The sequence below is a fragment of the Salinivibrio sp. IB282 genome, assembly GCF_001995685.1.
Taxonomy (GTDB): domain Bacteria; phylum Pseudomonadota; class Gammaproteobacteria; order Enterobacterales; family Vibrionaceae; genus Salinivibrio; species Salinivibrio kushneri.
The window spans coordinates 1-20,756 of record NZ_MUET01000053.1 but is presented as its reverse complement, the minus strand read 5'-3'; the positions used below and the strand labels follow the sequence as shown (position 1 = coordinate 20,756).

General features: G+C 50.9%; 13 protein-coding genes and 1 other annotated feature. Of the genes, 6 read left to right on the top strand and 7 right to left on the bottom strand.

From position 1 onward, the window contains the following. The first annotated feature begins 103 nt into the window (after positions 1-103). Positions 104-481 (top strand): autonomous glycyl radical cofactor GrcA, encoded by a 378-nt coding sequence (gene grcA / locus BZG14_RS11085; RefSeq protein ID WP_046074059.1) that lies wholly within the window; start codon positions 104-106, stop codon positions 479-481. 95 nt (positions 482-576) lie between these two features. On the opposite strand, the gene thrC is transcribed toward grcA, so the two are convergent. From thrC to thrA, 3 genes are read right to left on the bottom strand one after another with little or no spacing between them, the layout of a single operon-like run. Continuing rightward, positions 577-1,860, bottom strand: coding sequence for a threonine synthase (gene thrC, locus BZG14_RS11080; RefSeq protein ID WP_077608751.1), 1,284 nt, complete (start codon positions 1,858-1,860; stop codon positions 577-579). After that, the gene (thrB, locus tag BZG14_RS11075) at positions 1,857-2,816 is read right to left on the bottom strand and encodes a homoserine kinase (RefSeq protein WP_077456580.1); all 960 of its coding nucleotides are present in this window, start codon (positions 2,814-2,816) and stop codon (positions 1,857-1,859) included. Before thrB ends, thrC begins: the two co-directional genes overlap by 4 nt. A gap of 2 nt (positions 2,817-2,818) precedes the next feature. Then, positions 2,819-5,278, bottom strand: a complete 2,460-nt coding sequence (gene thrA / locus BZG14_RS11070; protein ID WP_077484354.1) for a bifunctional aspartate kinase/homoserine dehydrogenase I — start codon at positions 5,276-5,278, stop codon at positions 2,819-2,821. 23 nt (positions 5,279-5,301) lie between these two features. After that, positions 5,302-5,418: a sequence feature (Thr leader region), on the bottom strand. A gap of 165 nt (positions 5,419-5,583) precedes the next feature. Here thrA and aceK point away from each other — a divergent pair. Together aceK and BZG14_RS11060 are read left to right on the top strand one after the other, a co-directional pair. Beyond that, positions 5,584-7,323 (top strand): bifunctional isocitrate dehydrogenase kinase/phosphatase, encoded by a 1,740-nt coding sequence (gene aceK / locus BZG14_RS11065; protein ID WP_077608750.1) that lies wholly within the window; start codon positions 5,584-5,586, stop codon positions 7,321-7,323. A 240-nt stretch (positions 7,324-7,563) separates the two neighbouring features. Further along, the gene (locus tag BZG14_RS11060) at positions 7,564-8,037 is read left to right on the top strand and encodes a hypothetical protein (RefSeq protein ID WP_077456574.1); all 474 of its coding nucleotides are present in this window, start codon (positions 7,564-7,566) and stop codon (positions 8,035-8,037) included. A gap of 13 nt (positions 8,038-8,050) precedes the next feature. Here BZG14_RS11060 and BZG14_RS11055 read toward each other — a convergent pair whose 3' ends face one another. Next, positions 8,051-8,533, bottom strand: a complete 483-nt coding sequence (locus BZG14_RS11055) for a putative 4-hydroxy-4-methyl-2-oxoglutarate aldolase (protein WP_069363425.1) — start codon at positions 8,531-8,533, stop codon at positions 8,051-8,053. A 34-nt stretch (positions 8,534-8,567) separates the two neighbouring features. Then, positions 8,568-8,990, bottom strand: a complete 423-nt coding sequence (locus BZG14_RS11050) for a DUF3293 domain-containing protein (RefSeq protein WP_077608749.1) — start codon at positions 8,988-8,990, stop codon at positions 8,568-8,570. A 434-nt stretch (positions 8,991-9,424) separates the two neighbouring features. Between BZG14_RS11050 and arcA the strand changes: the two genes are divergently transcribed. Then, a complete protein-coding gene (gene arcA / locus BZG14_RS11045; RefSeq protein WP_077484346.1) occupies positions 9,425-10,144 on the top strand; it encodes a two-component system response regulator ArcA in 720 nt (239 codons plus the stop codon). Between the two features lie 114 nt (positions 10,145-10,258). Here arcA and arcB read toward each other — a convergent pair whose 3' ends face one another. Continuing rightward, positions 10,259-12,613: an aerobic respiration two-component sensor histidine kinase ArcB gene (arcB, locus tag BZG14_RS11040; RefSeq protein ID WP_077608748.1), complete on the bottom strand. Its 2,355-nt coding sequence runs from the start codon at positions 12,611-12,613 to the stop codon at positions 10,259-10,261. 9 nt (positions 12,614-12,622) lie between these two features. After that, entirely contained in the window at positions 12,623-14,416 is a 1,794-nt protein-coding gene (locus tag BZG14_RS11035) for a diguanylate cyclase domain-containing protein (protein ID WP_077608747.1), read from the bottom strand. A 614-nt stretch (positions 14,417-15,030) separates the two neighbouring features. Between BZG14_RS11035 and gltB the strand changes: the two genes are divergently transcribed. Together gltB and BZG14_RS11025 are read left to right on the top strand one after the other, a co-directional pair. Further along, entirely contained in the window at positions 15,031-19,497 is a 4,467-nt protein-coding gene (gene gltB, locus BZG14_RS11030) for a glutamate synthase large subunit (protein WP_077608746.1), read from the top strand. Between the two features lie 13 nt (positions 19,498-19,510). Further along, positions 19,511-20,756: FAD-dependent oxidoreductase (locus BZG14_RS11025; RefSeq protein ID WP_077608745.1), on the top strand; the 1,246-nt coding region annotated here is incomplete at its 3' end.

Below are 20,756 nucleotides of genomic sequence, written 5' to 3'. Positions count from 1 at the left end.
GATTTAGGTCAATAAAACCCCGCTCTAAAAAGGGTATATATAGACACTCAAAATGATGAAATCTTACATCATAAAAAGTCACTATCATAAAAGGGGATAGGCCATGATCACGGGTATTCAAGTAACCTCAGCAGCCAATGATGAACTCGTTAATTCTATTTGGTTGATCGATAAAGACACCGATCAAGCACGCTGTGTCTGTGCCAAACAAGGCTTTGAAGCGGATCAGGAAGTTGCCCTATCTTCTTTGGGTGAATTCGATTACCGCGAAGTAAATATCGAAACACAAGCGGTCAACGAGGGCGGTCAGCACCTTAATGTCAACGTACTCAAGCGTGAGACACTGGAAGATGCGGCTAAGCACCCAGAGAAGTACCCACAGCTAACGATTCGTGTCTCTGGCTATGCGGTACGCTTTAACTCACTAACGCCTGAGCAGCAGCGTGACGTAATCACCCGCACCTTTACCAGCTCCCTATAAGAAGCGGTTCAAGGCAAACCAGAGTGTGTGTCAAATAAAACAGCCCGCAATCGCGGGCTGTTGTTGTATTAATGATCGCGATAACTAGCTAAACCTTAACCATTCACTTCAAGCAAGTAGTCTCGTAGCGTTTGGAAATCAGGCTCTTGCTCGCGTGAAAGCAACGTCATTTGCGCATGCTTCGCCAGCGGCCCAGGTAGGGGAATATCTTTACCGAGGATCGCGTCAACCGATTCTTTAAATTTGGCCGGGTGGGCGGTGCATAAGAAGATCCCCTCTTCTCCTTCTTCAAGCTGTTCCGCCAGCAATCGGTATGCAATCGCACTATGAGGCTCACACAAGTAACCCGTCTGAGAGAGCGACTTTAAGCTCTCAGCCGTTTCTTCATCGTCAGCACGCCCTGAGGCAAGTTCACTCAGCCTCCACTGCTCACGGCGGAAAAGCTCTTCGATACGTGGCCAGTTGTTGGGCTGACTCACATCCATCGCGTTGGACAAGGTGGCGACCGTTTGCTGCGGTGCCCACTCGCCTGAATCGAGATACCGTGGCACCGTATCATTAGCATTGGTACCCGCAATAAAGCGCTTAATCGGCAGTCCCATCGCTTTAGCAAGCAACCCTGCGGTAAGGTTACCAAAGTTACCACTGGGCACCGATATCACCACCTGATCGCGTTTATGCGCAGGGAGCTGCGCCACCGCCTCGAAGTAGTAACAAATCTGGGCCATTAAGCGGCTAATGTTGATGGAATTCGCTGAATTAAGGCCAATGGCCTGACGCAGCTCGCTATCATCAAAGGCTTGCTTGACCATGCTTTGGCAATCATCAAAAGTGCCATTGATCGCGACCGTATGAATATTGCCGCCAAGTGTACAAAAGAGTTTTTCCTGCAGCGGGCTGATTTTACCTTTCGGGTACAAGATGACCACGTCGATATTATCAATACCGTAGAACGCGTGGGCAACCGCCGCCCCGGTATCCCCAGATGTCGCCGTGAGGATGGTGATCTTTTTACCATCCGATACCGCTGCCAGCGACTGCGCCATAAAACGGCCACCAAAGTCTTTAAAGGCCAATGTCGGACCATGGAAAAGCTCTAGCGCATGAATATGGTCATCCACTTGTTCAAGTGGCGCAGCAAAGCTAAACGCATTGCTAACCAGTTCACTCACTTGGCTTATTGGCAGCTCATCGCCAATTAATGCAGATAAAATCTTGCTACTGCGCGCCACCAAAGGCATGGCCAGTAATGCCTCGATATCGTCAAAGTAGGGCAAGCTCTCAGGAAAAAATAACCCTTGCCCGCGACCGAGCCCTTGCTGGACAGCTTGCGAGAATGACACAGTTTCACTGTGATCTTTGATGTTGTATAGCTTCATGCCTGACTTCCTATTTCTTTTGCGCCCTGTCCATCAATGCGACATACATGAACAAAGCCATCATTATTTTGTACATAGTGCTCTCGCAACCACTGCGCTAACCGCTCTGCCACCTGTCGATCATCACAAATGCTAAACAGCGTCGGTCCTGACCCCGAGATCCCTGTGGCTAATGCACCACAACTAGCGGCATAGTCGCGAGCGTCCGCAAATCCCGGTAATAGTTTTTGCCGATACGGCTCGGCAATCACGTCGCAAATTAAACTCGCCGCCAATTTAGGCTGTTGTGTGTGGCACGCGTGAATAAAGCCGCCGATATAGCGACCATGAGCGATCACATCTTGCCGACGGTACTGGGCGGGCAAGATGGTACGTGCTTCTGCCGTCGACACCTTGATGCCCGGATAGGCCATCACCCAATACCAGTTTTCAAAGTGCGGCACCGCTTGACTGATCACCCCTTGGCTTTCCAGCATGAGCTGAACGCCACCCAAATAACACGGCGCGACATTATCATAATGTAAGCTACCGGAAATGGACGCTTCCATCTCTCCCATCAGCGCTAACATGCGGCTCTCATCGAGCGCATGGTCATGAAAGCGATTTAACGCATCGAGCGCGGCGACAATCGAGCATGCACTGGAGCCAAGTCCTGATCCAATCGGCATATTCTTTTCAAGCACCATCGCCACCGGCTTCACCGCCAAGTCACGGGTTTTAAGTACCTCGGCATAGGCCAGGTACGCTTGATAAACGATATTATCCTGCTCGTTCGCAGGTAGCTTATCGATAAATCGGCCTTGGCAGCGCAATGAAAACGCCTGGTTTCCACCGTCTGCCACTTCTACCACATCACCCAATAAACTGCCGTCGATAGGGCTCACCGCTGCCCCCAAGACATCAAACCCGACACTCACGTTACCAATCGATGCGGGTGCATAAACACGGACTGCCATGACTAGACTCCTAACTTCCAACCTAGGGTGCGCATTAAGTCCGCAAACACCCCAGCCGCGGTCACGGCGGTTCCCGCGCCATAGCCTCGCAGCACCAAAGGAATCGGCTGATAATAACGGCTATAGAAGGCCAACGCGTTCTCACCCTCTTTGATTTTATTCATCGGATCATCATCGGATACGGCTTGGATTTTGACAAAGCAACGTCCGTCTTCAATACCACCAATATACCGCAAGACTTTGCCTTCTTTGGCGGCTTCCTCTGACCATTGTTTAAAATAGTCATCGGCTTGCGGCAAACGTGCCATGAAACTTTCGACATCGCCAGATTGATCAAAGCCAGGCGGAAGCGCAGGTTCAACCTCAACATCGTCAAGCTCAAGTTCCATGCCGGCTTCACGTGCCAGAATCAAGAGCTTACGTGCTACGTCCATGCCCGACAGATCGTCACGCGGATCCGGCTCGGTAAAACCGTTTTCACGTGCGACCTGGGTCGCCTCGCTAAAGCTGGCGCCATCATCTAACTTGCCGAAAATGTGGGAAAGCGATCCTGATAAAATCCCAGAAAAGCGTGACAGCTCATCCCCGGCCGCAATCAAGTTTTGTAGATTTTCAATCACCGGTAAACCTGCACCCACCGTGGTCTCATACATAAATTTGCGGTGAGTCGCGCGAGCCGCCTGACGCAACTGGTGATAGTAAGCCATGCTACTGGTATTGGCTTTCTTGTTGGGGGTGATCACGTGAAAGCCTGCACGCAAGAAATCAGCATATTGATCGGCGACCTGCTGATCGGCGGTGCAATCGATCAACACGGGGTTAATGATGTGATTGCGCTGAACCAGCTGGATCATCCCCGCGAGGCTAAATGTCGATAGGTGGTTGGGAAGTTCATCGCGCCAGCTATTCAAATCAATGCCTTGGCTATTCAGCCACATCCCTTTGCTGTTCGCTAAACCACAGACCCGCATCACAATGCCTTGTTGCTGGAGCTTGGCTTGCTGACGACGGATTTGCTCAATCAGCTCACCGCCCACGCCACCGACACCGACGATAAATACATCCAAGTGATGCTGGCTATTAAATAAGTTTTCATGACAGGCTTTAACCGCTTCAGAGACCCGCTCTGAAGGAACAACCGCAGAGATAGCACGCTCCGATGAACCTTGAGCAATCGCGACGATATTRACGTTTACTTCCGCCAACGAGGTGAAAAAGCGAGAGGCAACACCTTTCGAGGTGCGCATACCATCGCCTACCAAGGAGACAATCGACAAGTTATCCATAAACTCGACAGGCTCGAGCAGACCATCTTTCAGTTCAAGCTCAAAATGGTTACTCAGCACCTTATCGGCTTTTTCTTTGTCCCGGCTTTGAATACAAAAACTGATGCTGTATTCAGAAGAGGATTGGGTAATCAACACAATTGACACCCCCGCCGATGACATCGCACCAAACACGCGTGATGCCATCCCTACCATACCTTTCATACCAGGGCCTGATAAGTTGACCATGCTCAGATCGCTCAACGTAGTGACCCCTTTAATGGCCAGCTTATCCTCACCACTGTCTTCGCCAATTAAGGTGCCTTCGGCTTGCGGGTTGGCGGTATTTTTGATTAAACAAGGGATGTGGAAGCGTGCGATGGGCGCAATGGTTTTGGGATGTAATACTTTGGCGCCAAAGTAAGACAGCTCCATCGCTTCTTGATAGCTCAGTGATTTAAGCAAGCGCGCATCCGGTACAAGGCGAGGATCACAGTTGTAGACACCGTCGACATCTGTCCAAATCTCGCAACACTCGGCACGTACACACGCGGCGAGTACCGCCGCCGAGTAGTCAGAGCCATTGCGTCCAAGGGTCACCAGCTCGCCGTGTTCGTTTCCCGCCATAAACCCTGGCATCAGGCCAATGTGCTTAGCTGGAACGGGTGATTGTTTGAAACGTTGCGATGAGGCTTCGATGTCCACTTCAGCACTGAGATGGCTCCCGGAAGCGGCAAAGTATGCCACTGGGTCGATATCAAATACCGCATAGCCACGCGCTTCGAGCAACGCATGCATTGCGGCGACTGATAAACGCTCGCCTTTGCTGACCACGCGCGCATAAGTGCTATCGGGACAAAGGCCCAACAAACTCATGCCATGCACATATTGACGAAGTTGGCCGAGACTACGCGTTAATTTATCGAAAAGTGGCTGGGTATCAAGGTTGGGTTGCCGCTCAGCAAGACCATGGAACAAATCGGCGAAAAGCTGCTCGAGCTCTTTAAGCGGCAACTCCGCTTCACCATGTTTGACCGTATTATCGACCACAGAAACGAGAATGTTTGTGACTTTCGCGGGGGCGGATAACACGGCAGACACATCGCTCTGCCCTTGGTTACTGACAATGATATCGGCAGCGCGACCGAAGCGCTCAGCATCGGCAAGCGACGTGCCACCAAATTTTAAAACTCGCATCCGTTTGGAACCTCTCTCTAAGATAAAAAAAAGCCCGTACCTGAGAAGGTACGGGCTTTTTTGGAAATTCTGTGCGTATCAGCCCGCACCAACACACGTTGTGCCAGTAATAATAATGGTGGTTGTGGTGGTCTGGGTGCTGATCGTTAGTTGCATGTGTGTTGCGCTTATCATTTGTTTTGTTTGATTCTCTCTAGGTGTATCGAATCATGTTGCTTAGGTCAACAAAAAAGTGATCCTGATTGCTTTTTCAACAAAACTCTGCGAGCTTGAACAAGGGAGCAACCTGATCGCAAGGAGCGCCAATGACCCAAGAAGCGATGGCTCAGTTAGTCGCCAATACCATTCTACAAGGCTCGGATGCTATGTATGGCCGGTTTCTCGATGTCACCTCCGGTGCGCAAGAGCGCTTTGAGCAACAAGACTGGAAAAGTGTTCAACAAGCGCTTAAAACGCGTATCCAGTTCTATGACCATCATGTTGGCCTTGTCAGTCAGCAGCTAGGTGCCATGCTGGGAAAAGAACATGCCACACGCTCCTTTCTAATGGCAGTCAAAGCCGCTTACGTCACCTTGCTTGATGACTACCCGCGATACGATATCGCCGAGAGCTTTTTTAACTCGGTTTATTGCCGGATCTTTGAACACCGCAACATCCGCCGCGATAAGCTATTCGTGCAAAGCTCCCAAGGGGGGCGGATCCCTAAATACCCCACTCCCTTGTTAAGGCGCTTTCAATCGCAAGCAGGCATTTACGCCACTTTAGAGCGGATGCTCGATAGCACGCCGTTTACCCTACCTTGGCGGAATAAAAGTGGCGATCTCAAACGTATCACCCAAATACTGCAAGCACGGTTTGGTCCGCAGCTTACCATGAGCTTTACCCTCGAGATGGTGCGTCAGCCTTTTTTCCGCAACAAAGGCGCTTACCTTATCGGTCGACTCGATATGGCTAACCAACGTCGACCTTTAGTGCTGCCGCTGGCGATCTCCGAGCAAGGGGAGCTGTACATCGACGCCTGTCTTACCGACAGTGATGATGTCAGCATCGTGTTTGGTTTTGCCCGCTCGTATTTCATGGTGTATGCCCCTGTCCCGGCGGCATTGGTAGACTTTCTTAACCAGTTGATGCCCAATAAAACACCCGCCGAGCTTTACACGGCGATCGGCTGCCAAAAACACGGTAAAACCGAGCTATATCGCGAATTTCTTTACCACCTGGATAACTCAGATGATTTATTTGATATTGCGCCTGGGGTTAAAGGGATGGTGATGTCAGTGTTTACCCTGCCTTCCTATGGGTTCGTGTTTAAAATCATCAAAGACAAATTCGCGCCACAAAAACAAATGACTCATGCCCAAGTCAGGGAAAAATACCGCTTGGTAAAAGAGCACGACCGAGTAGGGCGCATGGCCGACACCCAAGAGTATCGCAACTTCATTTTTCCGCGAGACCGTTTTAGCGATGCCTTGATTGACGAACTCCTCGAGGTGGCCCCCTCCTGCGTCAACGTCACCGACAACGAAGTGCGCATTCGTCACCTCTACATGGAACGACGGATGATCCCGTTAAATATTTATCTCGAGCAAGCCGAGCCGGACGCCATCACCCAAGCCGTACAAGAATATGGTGACGCGCTTAAAGAACTGGCCGCCGCTAATATCTTTGCTGGCGATATGCTGTTTAAAAACTTTGGCGTCAGTCGTCACAACCGAGTCATTTTCTATGATTATGATGAAATTTCTTACCTCACAGAGGTGAACTTTCGCCGTATTCCGCCGCCTCGCTACCCAGAAGATGAGCTGGCTGCAGAGCCTTGGTACAGTGTGGGCGACAATGACGTGTTCCCGGAAGAATTTCGCACGTTCTTACTGGTTAATCGCACCGTTGCCGACGAGTTTGACCGACTTCACCCAGAGCTGTTCGAAGCCAGTTATTGGCAGCAACTGCAAAGCCAGGTAAAGGCCGGGCATTTTCATGATGTTCGCCCCTACAGCGAAGAAAACCGATTAGGACATACGACGCTCTCAGCAAAAATGGCCTAATCGTTGCTTAGTCATCATGTGTTAACCGCACACTGGCGATTTACCGCCTTTGTGCGCCAATACAATGGCGAATCGTCAATACATTGACACCTTGATCTATCGACCTTCTTCGTGAGGCGTGAGGCGTGAGGCGTGAGGCAAAATTCGGCAGCAGTCTCTATTTTTTGTCTACACTGATCGCAGCGAATCAGCATCTTCGTAAACTGCGCTACGCCTAAAAAGAACAATGAGGCACAAGATTTGAGTATAAAACAATTAGGACTGTTGACCCTCGTCTTGCAAGCTGTGGCAGCACCTGCGTGGGGCCATCCGTTCACTTGGCAAACGCTGCCGACGGGGATGTCTGATCACTTCTTTATTCAGTCTATCCCATCGGCGACACAAGGCTTTGACAGTTGGACCATTCAATCAGGTTATCGTTACCCACTCAGCAATGTGTCTGTTTATATGGGCACGCAACTGAAAAGCGAAAACGATCAACACACCACGCAACAGGGGTTATTAAGTGGGATTGAATACCGTTTTACCGACAAGCTGCGCCTTTCGAGCCAAATTAGCCGTGATAATGATGATACGCTGATCAACCAGTGGGGCGTAAGCAGTCGCTACCAGTTGAGTGAATCGATTGATGTCAATGCCGGGCTCGATGTCGAGTTTCGTCCCGAAACCTCCCCCGAATCGATTTACCAACTCGGGGTTGGATTGCACTTTTAGCTCGCGGCTCAGATTAGCCGGTCAGTGGCTCTGCACACACCACCACGCCATTAGCATCGGCGTATAGGTAATGCCCTGCCATCACTGATACCCCTTCAAGTGCCAACGCCACATCGACCTCACCTTGATCCCGTTTTTGTGTTTTAATTGGGCAGACACCCAAGGCTTTAATGCCAATCGGCAAGGTCGCTAACGTCGCCGCATCGCGAACCGGCCCAGCAATCACCACCCCTGCCCAGCCATTATCTACCGCACTTTGCGCGATAAGATCGCCCAGCAAAGCTCTATCCATCGCACCAGAGCCATCCACAACCAGCACTTGCCCTTCACCGCGGGTTGCCAGCATCGCTTTCACTTTGGAATTATCGTGATGGCAACGTACCGTGCGCACCCGCCCTTCAAAACAGCGCTTGCCACCATAGTCTTGCCACTGCACAGGTAGCCATTGCACCGCCTCTGGGTGGTTATCACATAAGTCCGGCAATTTATCGTCCATGATTCCTTTCTCCTTTTTTCGTCGTGAGGAAAATTTAGCGAGTGGGGGCCGTCAACAAGGATGAAAAACGCACGTTCAGTGATTGCGGTGTAAACGTATCCATCAAAACAGGCAACAACCACAAGCTATCATTCTCTATCCAATAGATAGCATTTTGCTGCCATTGTTGCGCCAATAACATCGCTTCGTGCTTATCTAAAGCAACCGCAAAACCCGGTTCATACCAACTCCCATCTGGCGCACCGCCATTCATTGGCCAATAGCGTATCCCTTGTTGCACCATGGCACTTTCCAGCTGATCATTACGCGATTGATTCTCTTTCTCAGATAAAGGTTGGCTACGCGGATTAAATGCGGTAAGAATAGCAAATGCGTCGGCATCTGGCGCTTGAGGGGCGTGAAACGCGATCGATTGGTAAGTTTTCCACAATTCTTGCTGGTTATCAGGATCACACATTGTTTACACCTGCTCGTGACTCATACTATGCTTAATGACTAATTATGCGCGAATATTCATAAAGTTAAGTTAAAACGCGTCGCTAACTGACACTTAACATGCTTTTGATTGGGGTCAATAAAGGATGAAAAAAATCATCAACCCTTATCCTAATATATTGTTAGCGTGCTGTTAAATGAATACAATTGGCGATAATTAATGGATATCAGAGTGATTGGCTTGGTGGTCAACGAACGCCGCCACGCCCCGTCTTAAGCTGGAACTCACGGTGCGTTGTCTAGCATCGACGAACACTTCTCTATGGATGGCGTGCCATATGTTAGTTGCGAGGTTCGCGGTAGACACTCCTCGCATTTTTGTAAATTTTTTTCACAGGCTAGGCGGTCTAGACTGTGAAGTGCAACCGGATTCTATTTAGATATTAGGTATCGCCAATGCAAACCCCGCAAATTCTGATTGTAGAAGATGAACAGGTCACACGTAACACGCTGAAAAGTATCTTTGAAGCGGAAGGTTACAATGTGTTTGAAGCCAGCGATGGCGACGAAATGCATCAAGTCCTGTCTAACCACCATGTTCACCTAGTGATCATGGATATTAACTTGCCAGGCAAAAACGGCTTGTTGCTCGCACGTGAGCTGCGTGAACAAGGCGACATGGCGTTGATGTTCCTCACTGGACGTGACAATGAAGTTGATAAGATCCTCGGACTCGAAATCGGTGCCGATGATTACATTACCAAGCCGTTCAATCCACGCGAACTCACCATCCGTGCGCGTAACCTGCTCACGCGTGCCATGAGCAGTGTCACCGACAGCGACGAGAAGCGTAATGTCGATGTGTATATCTTTAACGGCTGGACACTCGATATCAACAGTCGCTCGCTCATTAACCCGGAAGGGGAAACCTTTAAGCTGCCTCGCTCTGAGTTCCGTGCCCTGCTTCACTTCTGTGAAAACCCAGGCAAAATTCAGACGCGTGCCGAGCTGCTGAAGAAAATGACGGGCCGTGAACTAAAACCGCACGATCGTACCGTGGATGTCACGATCCGCCGGATCCGCAAACATTTCGAATCGCACAATGACACACCTGAAATTATTGCGACCATCCATGGTGAAGGTTATCGCTTCTGCGGTGAAATTGAAGAGCAATAACTTGCTTGAAAACGTGCGGTGAACGTCCCGCAGGATGCAAATAGAGAGCGAAAAGGCGCCTATCCAGCGCCTTTTCTCTTTTTAGACGGGTGAGTGTATCCACCTCAATCCCGGTTACTCTTGCTCATCTAACCAGGCTTTAAGCACATCCAGATCGTGCTGATAACCATCTTTGATTTCATCAATCCAATCAGCAATGTTTTCCCACCAAGCAGGTAATTCGGGGGATTGTGCTTTCTGCGCCACTTTTTGAATATGCTTGAGCCCCACTGATCCCGCGGCACCTTTTATCTTATGCGCCTCAGAGACAATGCCCTCTTGATCTCTTGCCGTCATATTCGAGTCGAGAATGGCGATGTACTCTGGCATGGTTGACTCAAACATTTCAATGCTTTGCTTCACAGGGTCTACCCCTACTAACGCCACGTAACCGGTAAGCATGTCCATATCGAGCAGTCGCTCTGCTTGTTCATTCGCAATAGGACGACTGGGCACAGGATCACTCGCTGTCTCGACATCCGTCATCGTAGTGGATGATAGCGCATGCTGTTCAATCACCTGATTAAGTGCACTCACACTAATGGGTTTACTGATCGCATCGTCCATTCCGTTGGCGAGATAGCTATTTTTATCATTGATAACATTGGCAGTCAGTGCAACTAAAGGGGGCAATTGTACGTCCTGCTCTCGCCAAGTGGCCGCGATATCAAACCCGGTCATATCGGGCAATTGAATATCGAGCAACGCCAGATCGAACGCGTCAGGCGAGAACACATCTAACGCCGATTGCCCATCACGGGCGACGGTCACCTGATGCCCCAGACTTTCCAGTAAACTGGTGGCAACGGTAACATTGAGTTCAATATCTTCTACCAATAAGATGCGTAGCGTATTCTCCACAGGTGCCAATGCCGGGGTCTCGGCTTCCCCAGGCTCGCTCAGTGGTACACGGAGTGTGACCGTAAAGGTACTCCCCTCGCCTTCTTCACTGTCGAGGGTAATATCTCCCCCCATCAAACGTGCTAATTTGCGCGAGACCGCCAAGCCAATCCCTGTACCAACGGCATGCAGGTTTTCTCCCGCCTGTTTGACTTGGTAATACATGGCAAAAATCTTGTCTTGTTCATCCGCGGGGATCCCGATGCCACTGTCTTCGACTTCGAAACATAAGTCGGCATGGTCCCCTGTCACGTCAGCGCTGACTGTCACGATCACACAGCCTTGCTTGGTAAATTTGACCGCGTTACCGACGAGGTTCCATAGGATTTGTCGCAGCCGCGTGGTATCAACCGCCACATAGTCAGGCAACTCAGTGACCCGTTCAAGTTCAAAGCGTAAGCCCTTTTGCTCGGCCATTAACTCGGAAATATTGTCGATTTCGGTGACAAATTCATTGAAGTCCACGCTGGTGGGATGCAGAGACAGGCGCTTGCGATCGGATTTATCTAAATCAATGATATCGTTAAAAATATTTCCCAGCGTGATCGCACTGACATAAATCGTCCGCAGATAATTACGTTGCTTATCATCCAGGTTTGACTCCAGCAACATGCGACTTAGACCAACAATCCCGTTAAGCGGGGTGCGTAATTCATGACTAATGGTGGAAATAAACGCGGTTTTTTCTCGGCTCGCTTTTTCCAGTGCATCTTGGTAGCGCTTACGCTCGGTAATTTCTCGCCCAAACCCAAGCAGCCCAAGGTGCCGGCCATCTCGAGCAAAGAAAGGCACTTTGCGTAATTCAAAATAAGCTTTACGCCCGTCTTGATATTCAAGCCATTGCTCATAGGTTATCGACACATTGGCGTCAAACACTTGCTGGTCGGTTTCGACCACTTTTTCAGCAATATCTTCGCGATAAACGTCCCAAGGTGTCAGCCCTTTGAGTGTTTTCTCGTCATAACCGGTTAGCTCTTCCATCGCGCGGTTACAGCCCGAGAACTGGCCATCAGCATTGCGGTAATAAATCAAATCCGGAGACGCATCGATAAAAGAGCGTAGTAACGCGGTTTGCTCTGCTAGCTCAAGCTGTGCTTTTTCACGCTGATAGACTTCGTTTTCTAGATCTTTAATCGCCTGCTGGCGCGCACTTTCTGCTTTCTCTCGTTCTTCAATTTCCGAGTTGAGTTGCTCAATATTTTCGGTCAGTTGGCGGTTGAGGCGCATATCACGCGCGCGCATCTCTTCCAACTTGGAGACCAGTTTTGATAACCGCTGACGAGACTCTTCCAGCTGATCGACCACCACCGACAAAAAGTAGACTGCCCACGGCGTGATCACTAGGCCAAAGAAAACCGAGCGGATGATATCAATATTTTGAACCGTGCCCTCAAGGACTAAGGTGATCCCCACTTGCACCACCACCGCCAGCGCCACAAGCGCTAAAGCCAGTAGCATGCTAAAACGTACAATCCCTAATTTGACCAGTAAGTCGACGTAATATTGGGCAAGGACTTTAAGTTGTTTCATATAGGCTTATTAACCGCCAGGTTCGAAGTGAATAGATTCAGCCACCGAGGCTCGTTGCGTGGTTGATGGGCGTGAATGAGACGCACCTTGCCAAACACTCACACGATTGCGGCCATGTCGTTTGGCTTGATATAACGCGCGATCAGCAAATTGTACCAAGTCACCATAATCTTGTTCCGGCGCTGGGATCATACAGGCCGCCCCCAGGCTCATCGTTAATTGCTGGGTTGATGCCGCATCCAAGTGCTCGATGTTCGCCGCCAATATCGCTTGCCTCGCCCTTTCGGCCACATCCATCGCGCCATGTAGCCCTGTTTGTGGTAAGACAATCGCAAATTCTTCCCCCCCATAGCGGGCAACCATATCCATCGGGCGATGAACGGACGATTTGAGCGCCTTAGCCACTTGCTGTAAGGCCCAGTCACCTTGCTGGTGGCCATAGTGATCGTTGTAAAGCTTAAAATGATCAATATCGCAGAGAATAAACGCAAGCGGTGTCTGCTCTCTGGCGTGTGAGCGCCAGAGTGTGCTTAATTGCTCGTCAAGACTGCGTCGGTTAGCCACTTGCGTGAGACTATCAACAAAGCTGAGATCTTGCAGTGCCATGATGGCATCGGCTAACTGTTGTTGTGTCTCTTTCCGTTCGGTAATGTCTCGTGCCATCAGCAGCACAGCCGGAGCCAAGGTCACCGGATCTTGAATGCGTGATTTGGTCACCTCATACCAAGTTTGCTCGCCCGTACCGGTTAAAATGACATCTTCATAGGTAATGGTTCCACCCGTTTCCAGCACCTGCTTATCGCGCGCTTTGTGCTGATCAAATATCTCCGGATCCACCACATGTTGCGCGGGAGCATTCTCGAGTGCGTCAATGGTGGTGCCAAGCGCATCCGCATACGCTTGATTGCAAGCAAGGTGGTAATAGTCTTGATCAAAAATGCCGATAGGGTCGACACTGGCTTGGAAAATCGCACTGAGCAAGTTACTTCGCTGCTCCAGCACTTGCTCAACCGAGTGACGTCGTTGTGCTTCTTTTTGTAACCGCTCCTGCATCTGATGCCAATTGGTCACATCATGGCTGATACTCAATGTGCCTATCACTTCCTGCTTGTCATTTTTTAGCGTCGTAATATTGGTTTCCAACAAGCAGCTTTCATCGTGAGGTTGTGTCGCCCAGGTACGCACGGTTCGCGGCTCWGAGAGCGGTTCACCGGCTTGCCAAAGCACAGCCTCCTGCTCACGTCCTTGCCAGAAACGATCAAAGGCGGCGTTCGTGCCTACCACATTGCCCTCCACATCCTGAAAACAGACAAGCTCCGCCAAGGAATTAATCACGCTTAAAAGCACACCTTGTTCTTGTTGCTGCAGGTGCCATTGCGTGTTGGGTTCAGAGGCAGAAAGTGAAATGAGCCAGGCACGCTTACCAAAACAGCGGATCGGCAAGCCAGATAAGGTCACCTCAACCCGCACCCGATTTGCGCCSGGGGCGCTTACCTTGGCTTCAACATTAGAAAACGGCTGAGGCCAGCGCTGCGCCACAATAAAGGCGCGCACCGCTTGCTGCTGCTTTTCATTGGCGGTTTTAAATCGGTTATGGCTGCCTACCAGTGAAAAAGAGGCCACACAAGAAGCGTTGGCGTACAAGATATCACCATCATCGGCCGCGACAATCGCATGCGGCGTGTCTAACCCAGCCATGTACACCCGCCAATCGGATAACGCCAGTGTCGATCGACGCGCGCGCCACCCGTAACCGAGCAACACGCCTAACACTAGAACCAAGCTAAAACTAAAAAACCCCATGCCACTCCTGTCTGCCTAATGACTGTCCTTGATCGTATTGACGTAACGCCTCACCGGCGACGTATTTTGCCACAATTTTGATAGAACGCGTGATTGTCCTGTTCACAGCTTTGTGAATATCATTTGTTATTTTATTACATCAATCGACAGTGCTTTTTGCTATGAAAGAGAAGGCATATAACGCACCCTTCTTTATTTCTGCTCAAAGCTAGAATATCTACTCGAATTCACCTTTTATTTAATAATTATTTAACAAAATAGCATAATTGCGAATAGATATTATTTGGCATAATTTCGACAAAAAGAAGAATAATATCAGCAATTTACAATCAAGATGGACGTTGATTACTATGCATAAAGAATGCATATAAAAATTTGACCTTTGCAAGGTTTGCCGTTAATTTGGAAGGTCGCTGAATAGCGCTTTGCCCGTGCACTCTCTGTCAATCCATCGATAAAACAGTGAGTTAGGGAGTAAATGACCGACTTTTCTCGTTAAAAAATCACAACATAACGAGCGCAGAGTCACAAAGCGAAGCTGTTCAGAGTGGTCAGGAGGATCACGACAATAAATGCAATCACTGCGCGTAACGCAGTAGCAAGGGAGAATTGCAATGTCGCTGTACAACCCAATGTTGGAAAAAGATAACTGTGGTTTTGGCCTTATCGCCCATCAAGAGGGGGAGCCCAGCCACAAGCTGGTTCGTACTGCCATCGCTGCACTTGACCGCATGACCCACCGAGGTGGCATCAACTCTGACGGCAAGACAGGCGATGGTTGTGGGCTACTGCTGCAAAAGCCCGACCGCTTTTTCCGCCTTATTGCCGAACAAAATCAATGGAAGCTAAGCCGCCTGTATGCGGTCGGCATGATTTTTCTCAGTGCCGATCCGGCAAAAGCCCAACAAGCCAAACAACGCTTCGAGCAAGAAATCAACGCTGAAACACTCTCAGTGGTGGGATGGCGGACCGTACCGACCAACCCAGATGTACTCGGAGACATCGCCAAACAGTCTCAGCCTGTCATTGAACAAGTGTTTGTTAATGGTCCAGCAGGCTGGCGCGCACGCGATTTAGAGCGACGCCTGTATATTGCGCGCCGCCGTGCAGAAAAAGCCCTGGCAGACGATGCAGACTTTTATGTCACCAGCCTATCCACACAAACCATTGTTTACAAAGGGTTGTGTATGCCAGCGGATCTACCACGCTTTTACACCGATCTCGCGGATCTGCGCTTAGAGTCATCCATCTGTTTGTTCCACCAGCGTTTCAGTACCAATACCCAGCCACGCTGGCCGCTCGCCCAACCCTTTAGATACCTTGCCCACAACGGCGAGATCAACACCATTGAGGGGAACCGTCAGTGGGCGCGTACCCGTGCATACAAGTTTAACTCCCCTCTGTTGCCTGACTTACATCAAGCCGCCCCGTTTGTGAATGAATCAGGCTCTGATTCCTCAAGCCTCGACAACATGATGGAAGTTTTTCTCGCCGGCGGGATGGACTTATTCCGGGCGATGCGCTTACTGGTGCCGCCCGCATGGCAAAATCATCCAGACATGGATGATGAGCTGCGTGCGTTTTACGACTTTAACTCCATGCATATGGAGCCTTGGGACGGGCCAGCCGGTATTGTCATGTCAGACGGCCGCTATGCCGCCTGTAACCTTGATCGCAATGGCTTGCGTCCAGCGCGCTATGTGGTCACCAAAGATAAATTTATTACTCTCGCCTCCGAGATTGGGATTTGGGATTACGCGCCTGATGAGGTGTCAGAAAAAGGCCGCGTGGGGCCCGGTGAGCTTTTAGTGATCGACACCCGCGAAGGGAAGATTTGGCACTCGGGTGAAATCGATGATGAGCTAAAAAGCCGTCACCCGTATCGCGAGTGGTTAGATCAACATGTCCGTCGTCTTACCCCATTCGAAAACTTGGATCCTGATACCAGTGAAGGCAGCCGAAACCTTAAAGATGCCCAGCTTAAGACCTATCAAAAGCTGTTTGGGATGTCGAATGAGGAAGTRGACCAGGTCGTCAAAGTGCTGGGCGATATTGGCCAAGAAGCCACTGGCTCCATGGGGGATGATACGCCCATGGCTGTGTTGTCGTCGCGTCCACGCTGTGTCAGCGATTACTTCCGGCAAAAATTTGCCCAGGTGACTAACCCACCGATTGATCCTTTACGTGAAAACCACGTGATGTCTCTGGCCACCTGTATTGGCCGTGAAATGAATGTGTTCTGCGAAACCGATGGCCACGCCGAGCGGGTCGCGTTTAAGTCTCCGGTGCTTTTGTTCTCGGATCTGGTGCAACTGCTCGAGCTAGACGATACCTATTATCGCAACACCATTTTAGATATCAATTACGATCCGAGTGAGAAAGATCTTCACCAAGCCATCCTCGATTTATGCGATCAGGCCGAGCGCTGTGTCCGTGATGGGACGGTTTTGGTGGTGCTTTCTGACCGCAGCATCAATAAAGAGACACTTCCGATCCCTGCCGCCATGGCCGTCGGTGCGGTGCAAAAGCGCTTGGTTAACCAAAACCTGCGCTGTGATGCCAATATCATTATCGAAACCGGCAGCGCCCGTGACCCGCATCAGTTTGCGGTGTTGCTCGGGTTTGGTGCCACGGCGGTTTATCCTTACTTAGCCTATGAAACACTGGCGAATTTGGTCGATATTGGTGCCGTCGATAAGCCTTATCGCGATGTGATGGTCAACTTCCGTAATGGCATCAATAAAGGCCTGTACAAGATCATGTCAAAAATGGGGATTTCAACCATTGCCTCTTATCGTTGCTCACAGCTGTTTGAGGCGGTTGGCTTGCACCAGGATGTGATTGAGCTTTGCTTTAAAGGCGTGGCTAGCCGCATTCAAGGGGCCAACTTTGATGATTTCCAACAAGATTTGATCAACCTATCTCGCCGAGCGTGGATCAAGCGCAAACCGCTTGAGCACGGTGGTTTACTCAAGTATGTCCACGATGGCGAATACCACGCTTACAATCCAGACGTGGTCACCAACTTGCAAAGCGCGGTGCGTTCTGGCGAGACCATGGACTACAAGACCTACGCCAACACCGTGAACCAGCGCCCTGTGGCGACCTTGCGCGATTTAATGCAACTGAAAAAAGCCGCCTCACCGCTCGCGCTCGAGCGCGTAGAGCCAGCCACGGAGCTGTTCAAACGGTTTGACTCGGCGGCGATGTCTATCGGTGCCTTAAGCCCGGAAGCGCACGAAGCCCTGGCCATTGCCATGAACCGTCTTGGTGGCCACTCTAACTCGGGCGAAGGGGGGGAAGATCCACGTCGTTTCAATAGCGAGCGCAATTCACGCATCAAACAGATTGCATCGGGGCGCTTTGGCGTCACCCCCCATTACTTGACCAATGCGGATGTGCYGCAAATCAAGGTCGCGCAAGGTGCCAAACCGGGTGAAGGCGGACAACTGCCTGGCCATAAGGTCACCGCAGAAATTGCTAAACTGCGTTTCTCCGTCCCCGGCGTGACCTTGATTTCGCCCCCACCACACCATGATATTTACTCGATTGAGGATTTGGCCCAGCTGATCTTCGATTTAAAACAAGTGAACCCACAAGCACTCGTGTCAGTCAAGCTGGTTTCAGAACCCGGTGTTGGCACCATTGCCACTGGGGTCGCCAAAGCATATGCCGACCTGATTACTATCTCAGGGTATGACGGTGGAACAGGCGCAAGCCCGCTCACCTCGGTGAAATATGCCGGCAGCCCATGGGAATTGGGTCTCGCTGAAACCCAGCAAGCACTGGTTGAAAACGGCTTACGCCATAAGATCCGTTTACAAGTCGATGGGGGACTAAAAACCGGTTTAGACATCGTCAAAGCGGCTATCTTAGGCGCAGAAAGCTTTGGCTTTGGGACTGCCCCTATGGTGGCACTTGGCTGTAAATATCTTCGTATTTGCCACCTCAATAACTGTGCCACCGGGGTCGCGACCCAGGATGAAACCTTGCGTAGTGAGCACTTCAAAGGCCTTCCCGAGCAAGTGATGAACTTCTTCAAAGGCCTAGGGGAAGAAGTGCGCGAGCTACTGGCCGAACTGGGCGTGGAAAAGCTCACCGATCTGATTGGCCGTACCGACCTCCTGGAAGCCGTCGATGGCTTTACCGCCAAGCAACTGAAGCTTGATTTGAGCCATATTCTCGATGCGCCGACGCCATGGCCCGGTAAGACCTTGTATTGCAGTGAGCCTAACACACCATTTGATAAAGCCGAGCTGAACCAAGCACTACTTGGTGAACTGGGTGAAGCCATTGCCGCTAACCACAGTGCCAGCATCTACAAATCGGTTCGTAATACCGACCGTTCAGTCGGTGCCAGCTTGTCTGGCGCAATTGCCAAACGTTACGGCAATACCGGGATGGCTGCCAACCCACTGGATGTGCAGCTGCAAGGGACCGCCGGCCAGTCTCTCGGGGTATGGAATGCCGCGGGGGTGAACATCACCCTTATCGGGGATGCCAACGACTACGTCGGAAAAGGCATGAGCGGCGGACAAATAGTGATCCGCCCCCCTGTCGGCTCAGCATTTGCCAGCCACGAGTCCACCATCATGGGTAACACCTGCTTATACGGTGCGACGGGGGGTAAATTGTTTGCAGCGGGTAAAGCCGGTGAGCGCTTTGCGGTGCGTAACTCTGGCGTCCATGCCATCGTGGAAGGCGCGGGCGACAATGCGTGTGAATACATGACGGGGGGTGTAGTGGCCATTCTCGGTCGCACTGGGGTCAACTTTGGCGCCGGGATGACCGGTGGTTTTGCCTATGTACTGGATGAGCAGGGCGACTTCCATGCCCATATCAATCCTGAATTAGTCGAGGCACTGTCACTTGAGACACTCACTATCCATCAAGAGCATTTACGTGGATTGATTGCGCAACATCTTGAGCTGACCGGCTCGGATCGTGCACAACAGCTGCTGGATGCGTTCGATCATTGGGTTCACCGCTTCTACTTGGTTAAACCCAAGGCGGCAGATGTGAATACGCTGTTAGGCCATCAAAGTCGCAGCGCGACCGAGTTGCGCGTTCAGGCGCAGTAAAAAGGAGGGACCCATGAGCCAGAACATCTATCAGTTTATTGATGTACAACGCATTGACCCGCGTAAGAAAGCGATTGAAACGCGCAAAATTGAGTTCGTCGAAATCTACGAACCCTTCACCGAAAAGGAAGTATCAGCACAAGCCGATCGCTGCCTTGATTGCGGTAACCCGTATTGCGAATGGAAGTGCCCGGTACATAACTATATCCCTCAATGGCTGGAACTTGCCAACCAAGGGCGGATAATTGAAGCGGTAGAGTTATCACACCAAACCAATAGCTTGCCCGAGGTATGTGGCCGTGTCTGTCCACAAGACCGTCTGTGCGAGGGTGACTGCACCCTCAACGACGACTTTGGCGCCGTCACCATCGGCAATGTCGAAAAGTACATCACGGACAAAGCCTTTGAAATGGGCTGGAAGCCTGACATGTCACACGTCGAGTGGACAGACAAAAAGGTCGCCGTGATTGGTGCCGGCCCAGCGGGGCTCGCCTGCGCTGATGTGCTGGTCCGCAACGGGGTCAAACCCGTGGTCTTTGACCGCTACCCAGAAATTGGAGGCTTGCTCACTTTTGGCATTCCATCGTTTAAGCTCGAAAAAGATGTGATGCGACATCGCCAGCGCGTCTTTACCGAGATGGGCGTTAAGTTTCGCCTTAACACCGAAGTGGGCAAAGATATTGACATGCAAACCTTGGTTAACGACTACGATGCCGTTTTCTTAGGGGTAGGTACCTACAAGTACATGCGTGCAGGGCTGGCTAATGAAGATGCACCTGGCGTCTTTGATGCGCTGCCCTTCTTAGTCTCCAATACTTACAAGGTGATGGCACTGGATAACGCCCCACCGTTCATCGATATGGCCGGTAAACGTGTGGTGGTACTCGGCGGCGGGGATACAGCGATGGACTGTGTTCGGACCTCTATTCGCCAACAAGCCGCCAGTGTCACCTGTGCCTACCGTCGGGATGAGGAAAACATGCCTGGCTCGCGCCGTGAGGTGAAAAATGCCCGCGAAGAAGGGGTGAACTTTATGTTCAACCTGCAACCGCTGGGGATTGAAGTTGACGGTAACGGCAATGTGAGTGGGGTTACTGTGGTAAAAACCCAGCTCGGAGCGCCTGATGCCGCGGGTCGCCGCCGCCCAGAGCCGATTGAAGGCAGTGAGCATGTGCTGGAAGCGGATGCGGTGATCATGGCCTTCGGTTTCCAGCCGCACGCAATGGAATGGCTAGAACCCTACGACGTCGCTCTTGATG

Coding starts and splice junctions, on each gene's coding strand:
- arcA (WP_077484346.1), top strand. CDS start 9,425: ATGCAAACCCCGCAAATTCTGATTGTAGAAGATGAACAGGTCACACGT.
- arcB (WP_077608748.1), bottom strand. CDS start 12,613: ATGAAACAACTTAAAGTCCTTGCCCAATATTACGTCGACTTACTGGTC.
- thrC (WP_077608751.1), bottom strand. CDS start 1,860: ATGAAGCTATACAACATCAAAGATCACAGTGAAACTGTGTCATTCTCG.
- grcA (WP_046074059.1), top strand. CDS start 104: ATGATCACGGGTATTCAAGTAACCTCAGCAGCCAATGATGAACTCGTT.
- BZG14_RS11055 (WP_069363425.1), bottom strand. CDS start 8,533: ATGGACGATAAATTGCCGGACTTATGTGATAACCACCCAGAGGCGGTG.
- thrB (WP_077456580.1), bottom strand. CDS start 2,816: ATGGCAGTCCGTGTTTATGCACCCGCATCGATTGGTAACGTGAGTGTC.
- BZG14_RS11050 (WP_077608749.1), bottom strand. CDS start 8,990: ATGTGTGATCCTGATAACCAGCAAGAATTGTGGAAAACTTACCAATCG.
- aceK (WP_077608750.1), top strand. CDS start 5,584: ATGACCCAAGAAGCGATGGCTCAGTTAGTCGCCAATACCATTCTACAA.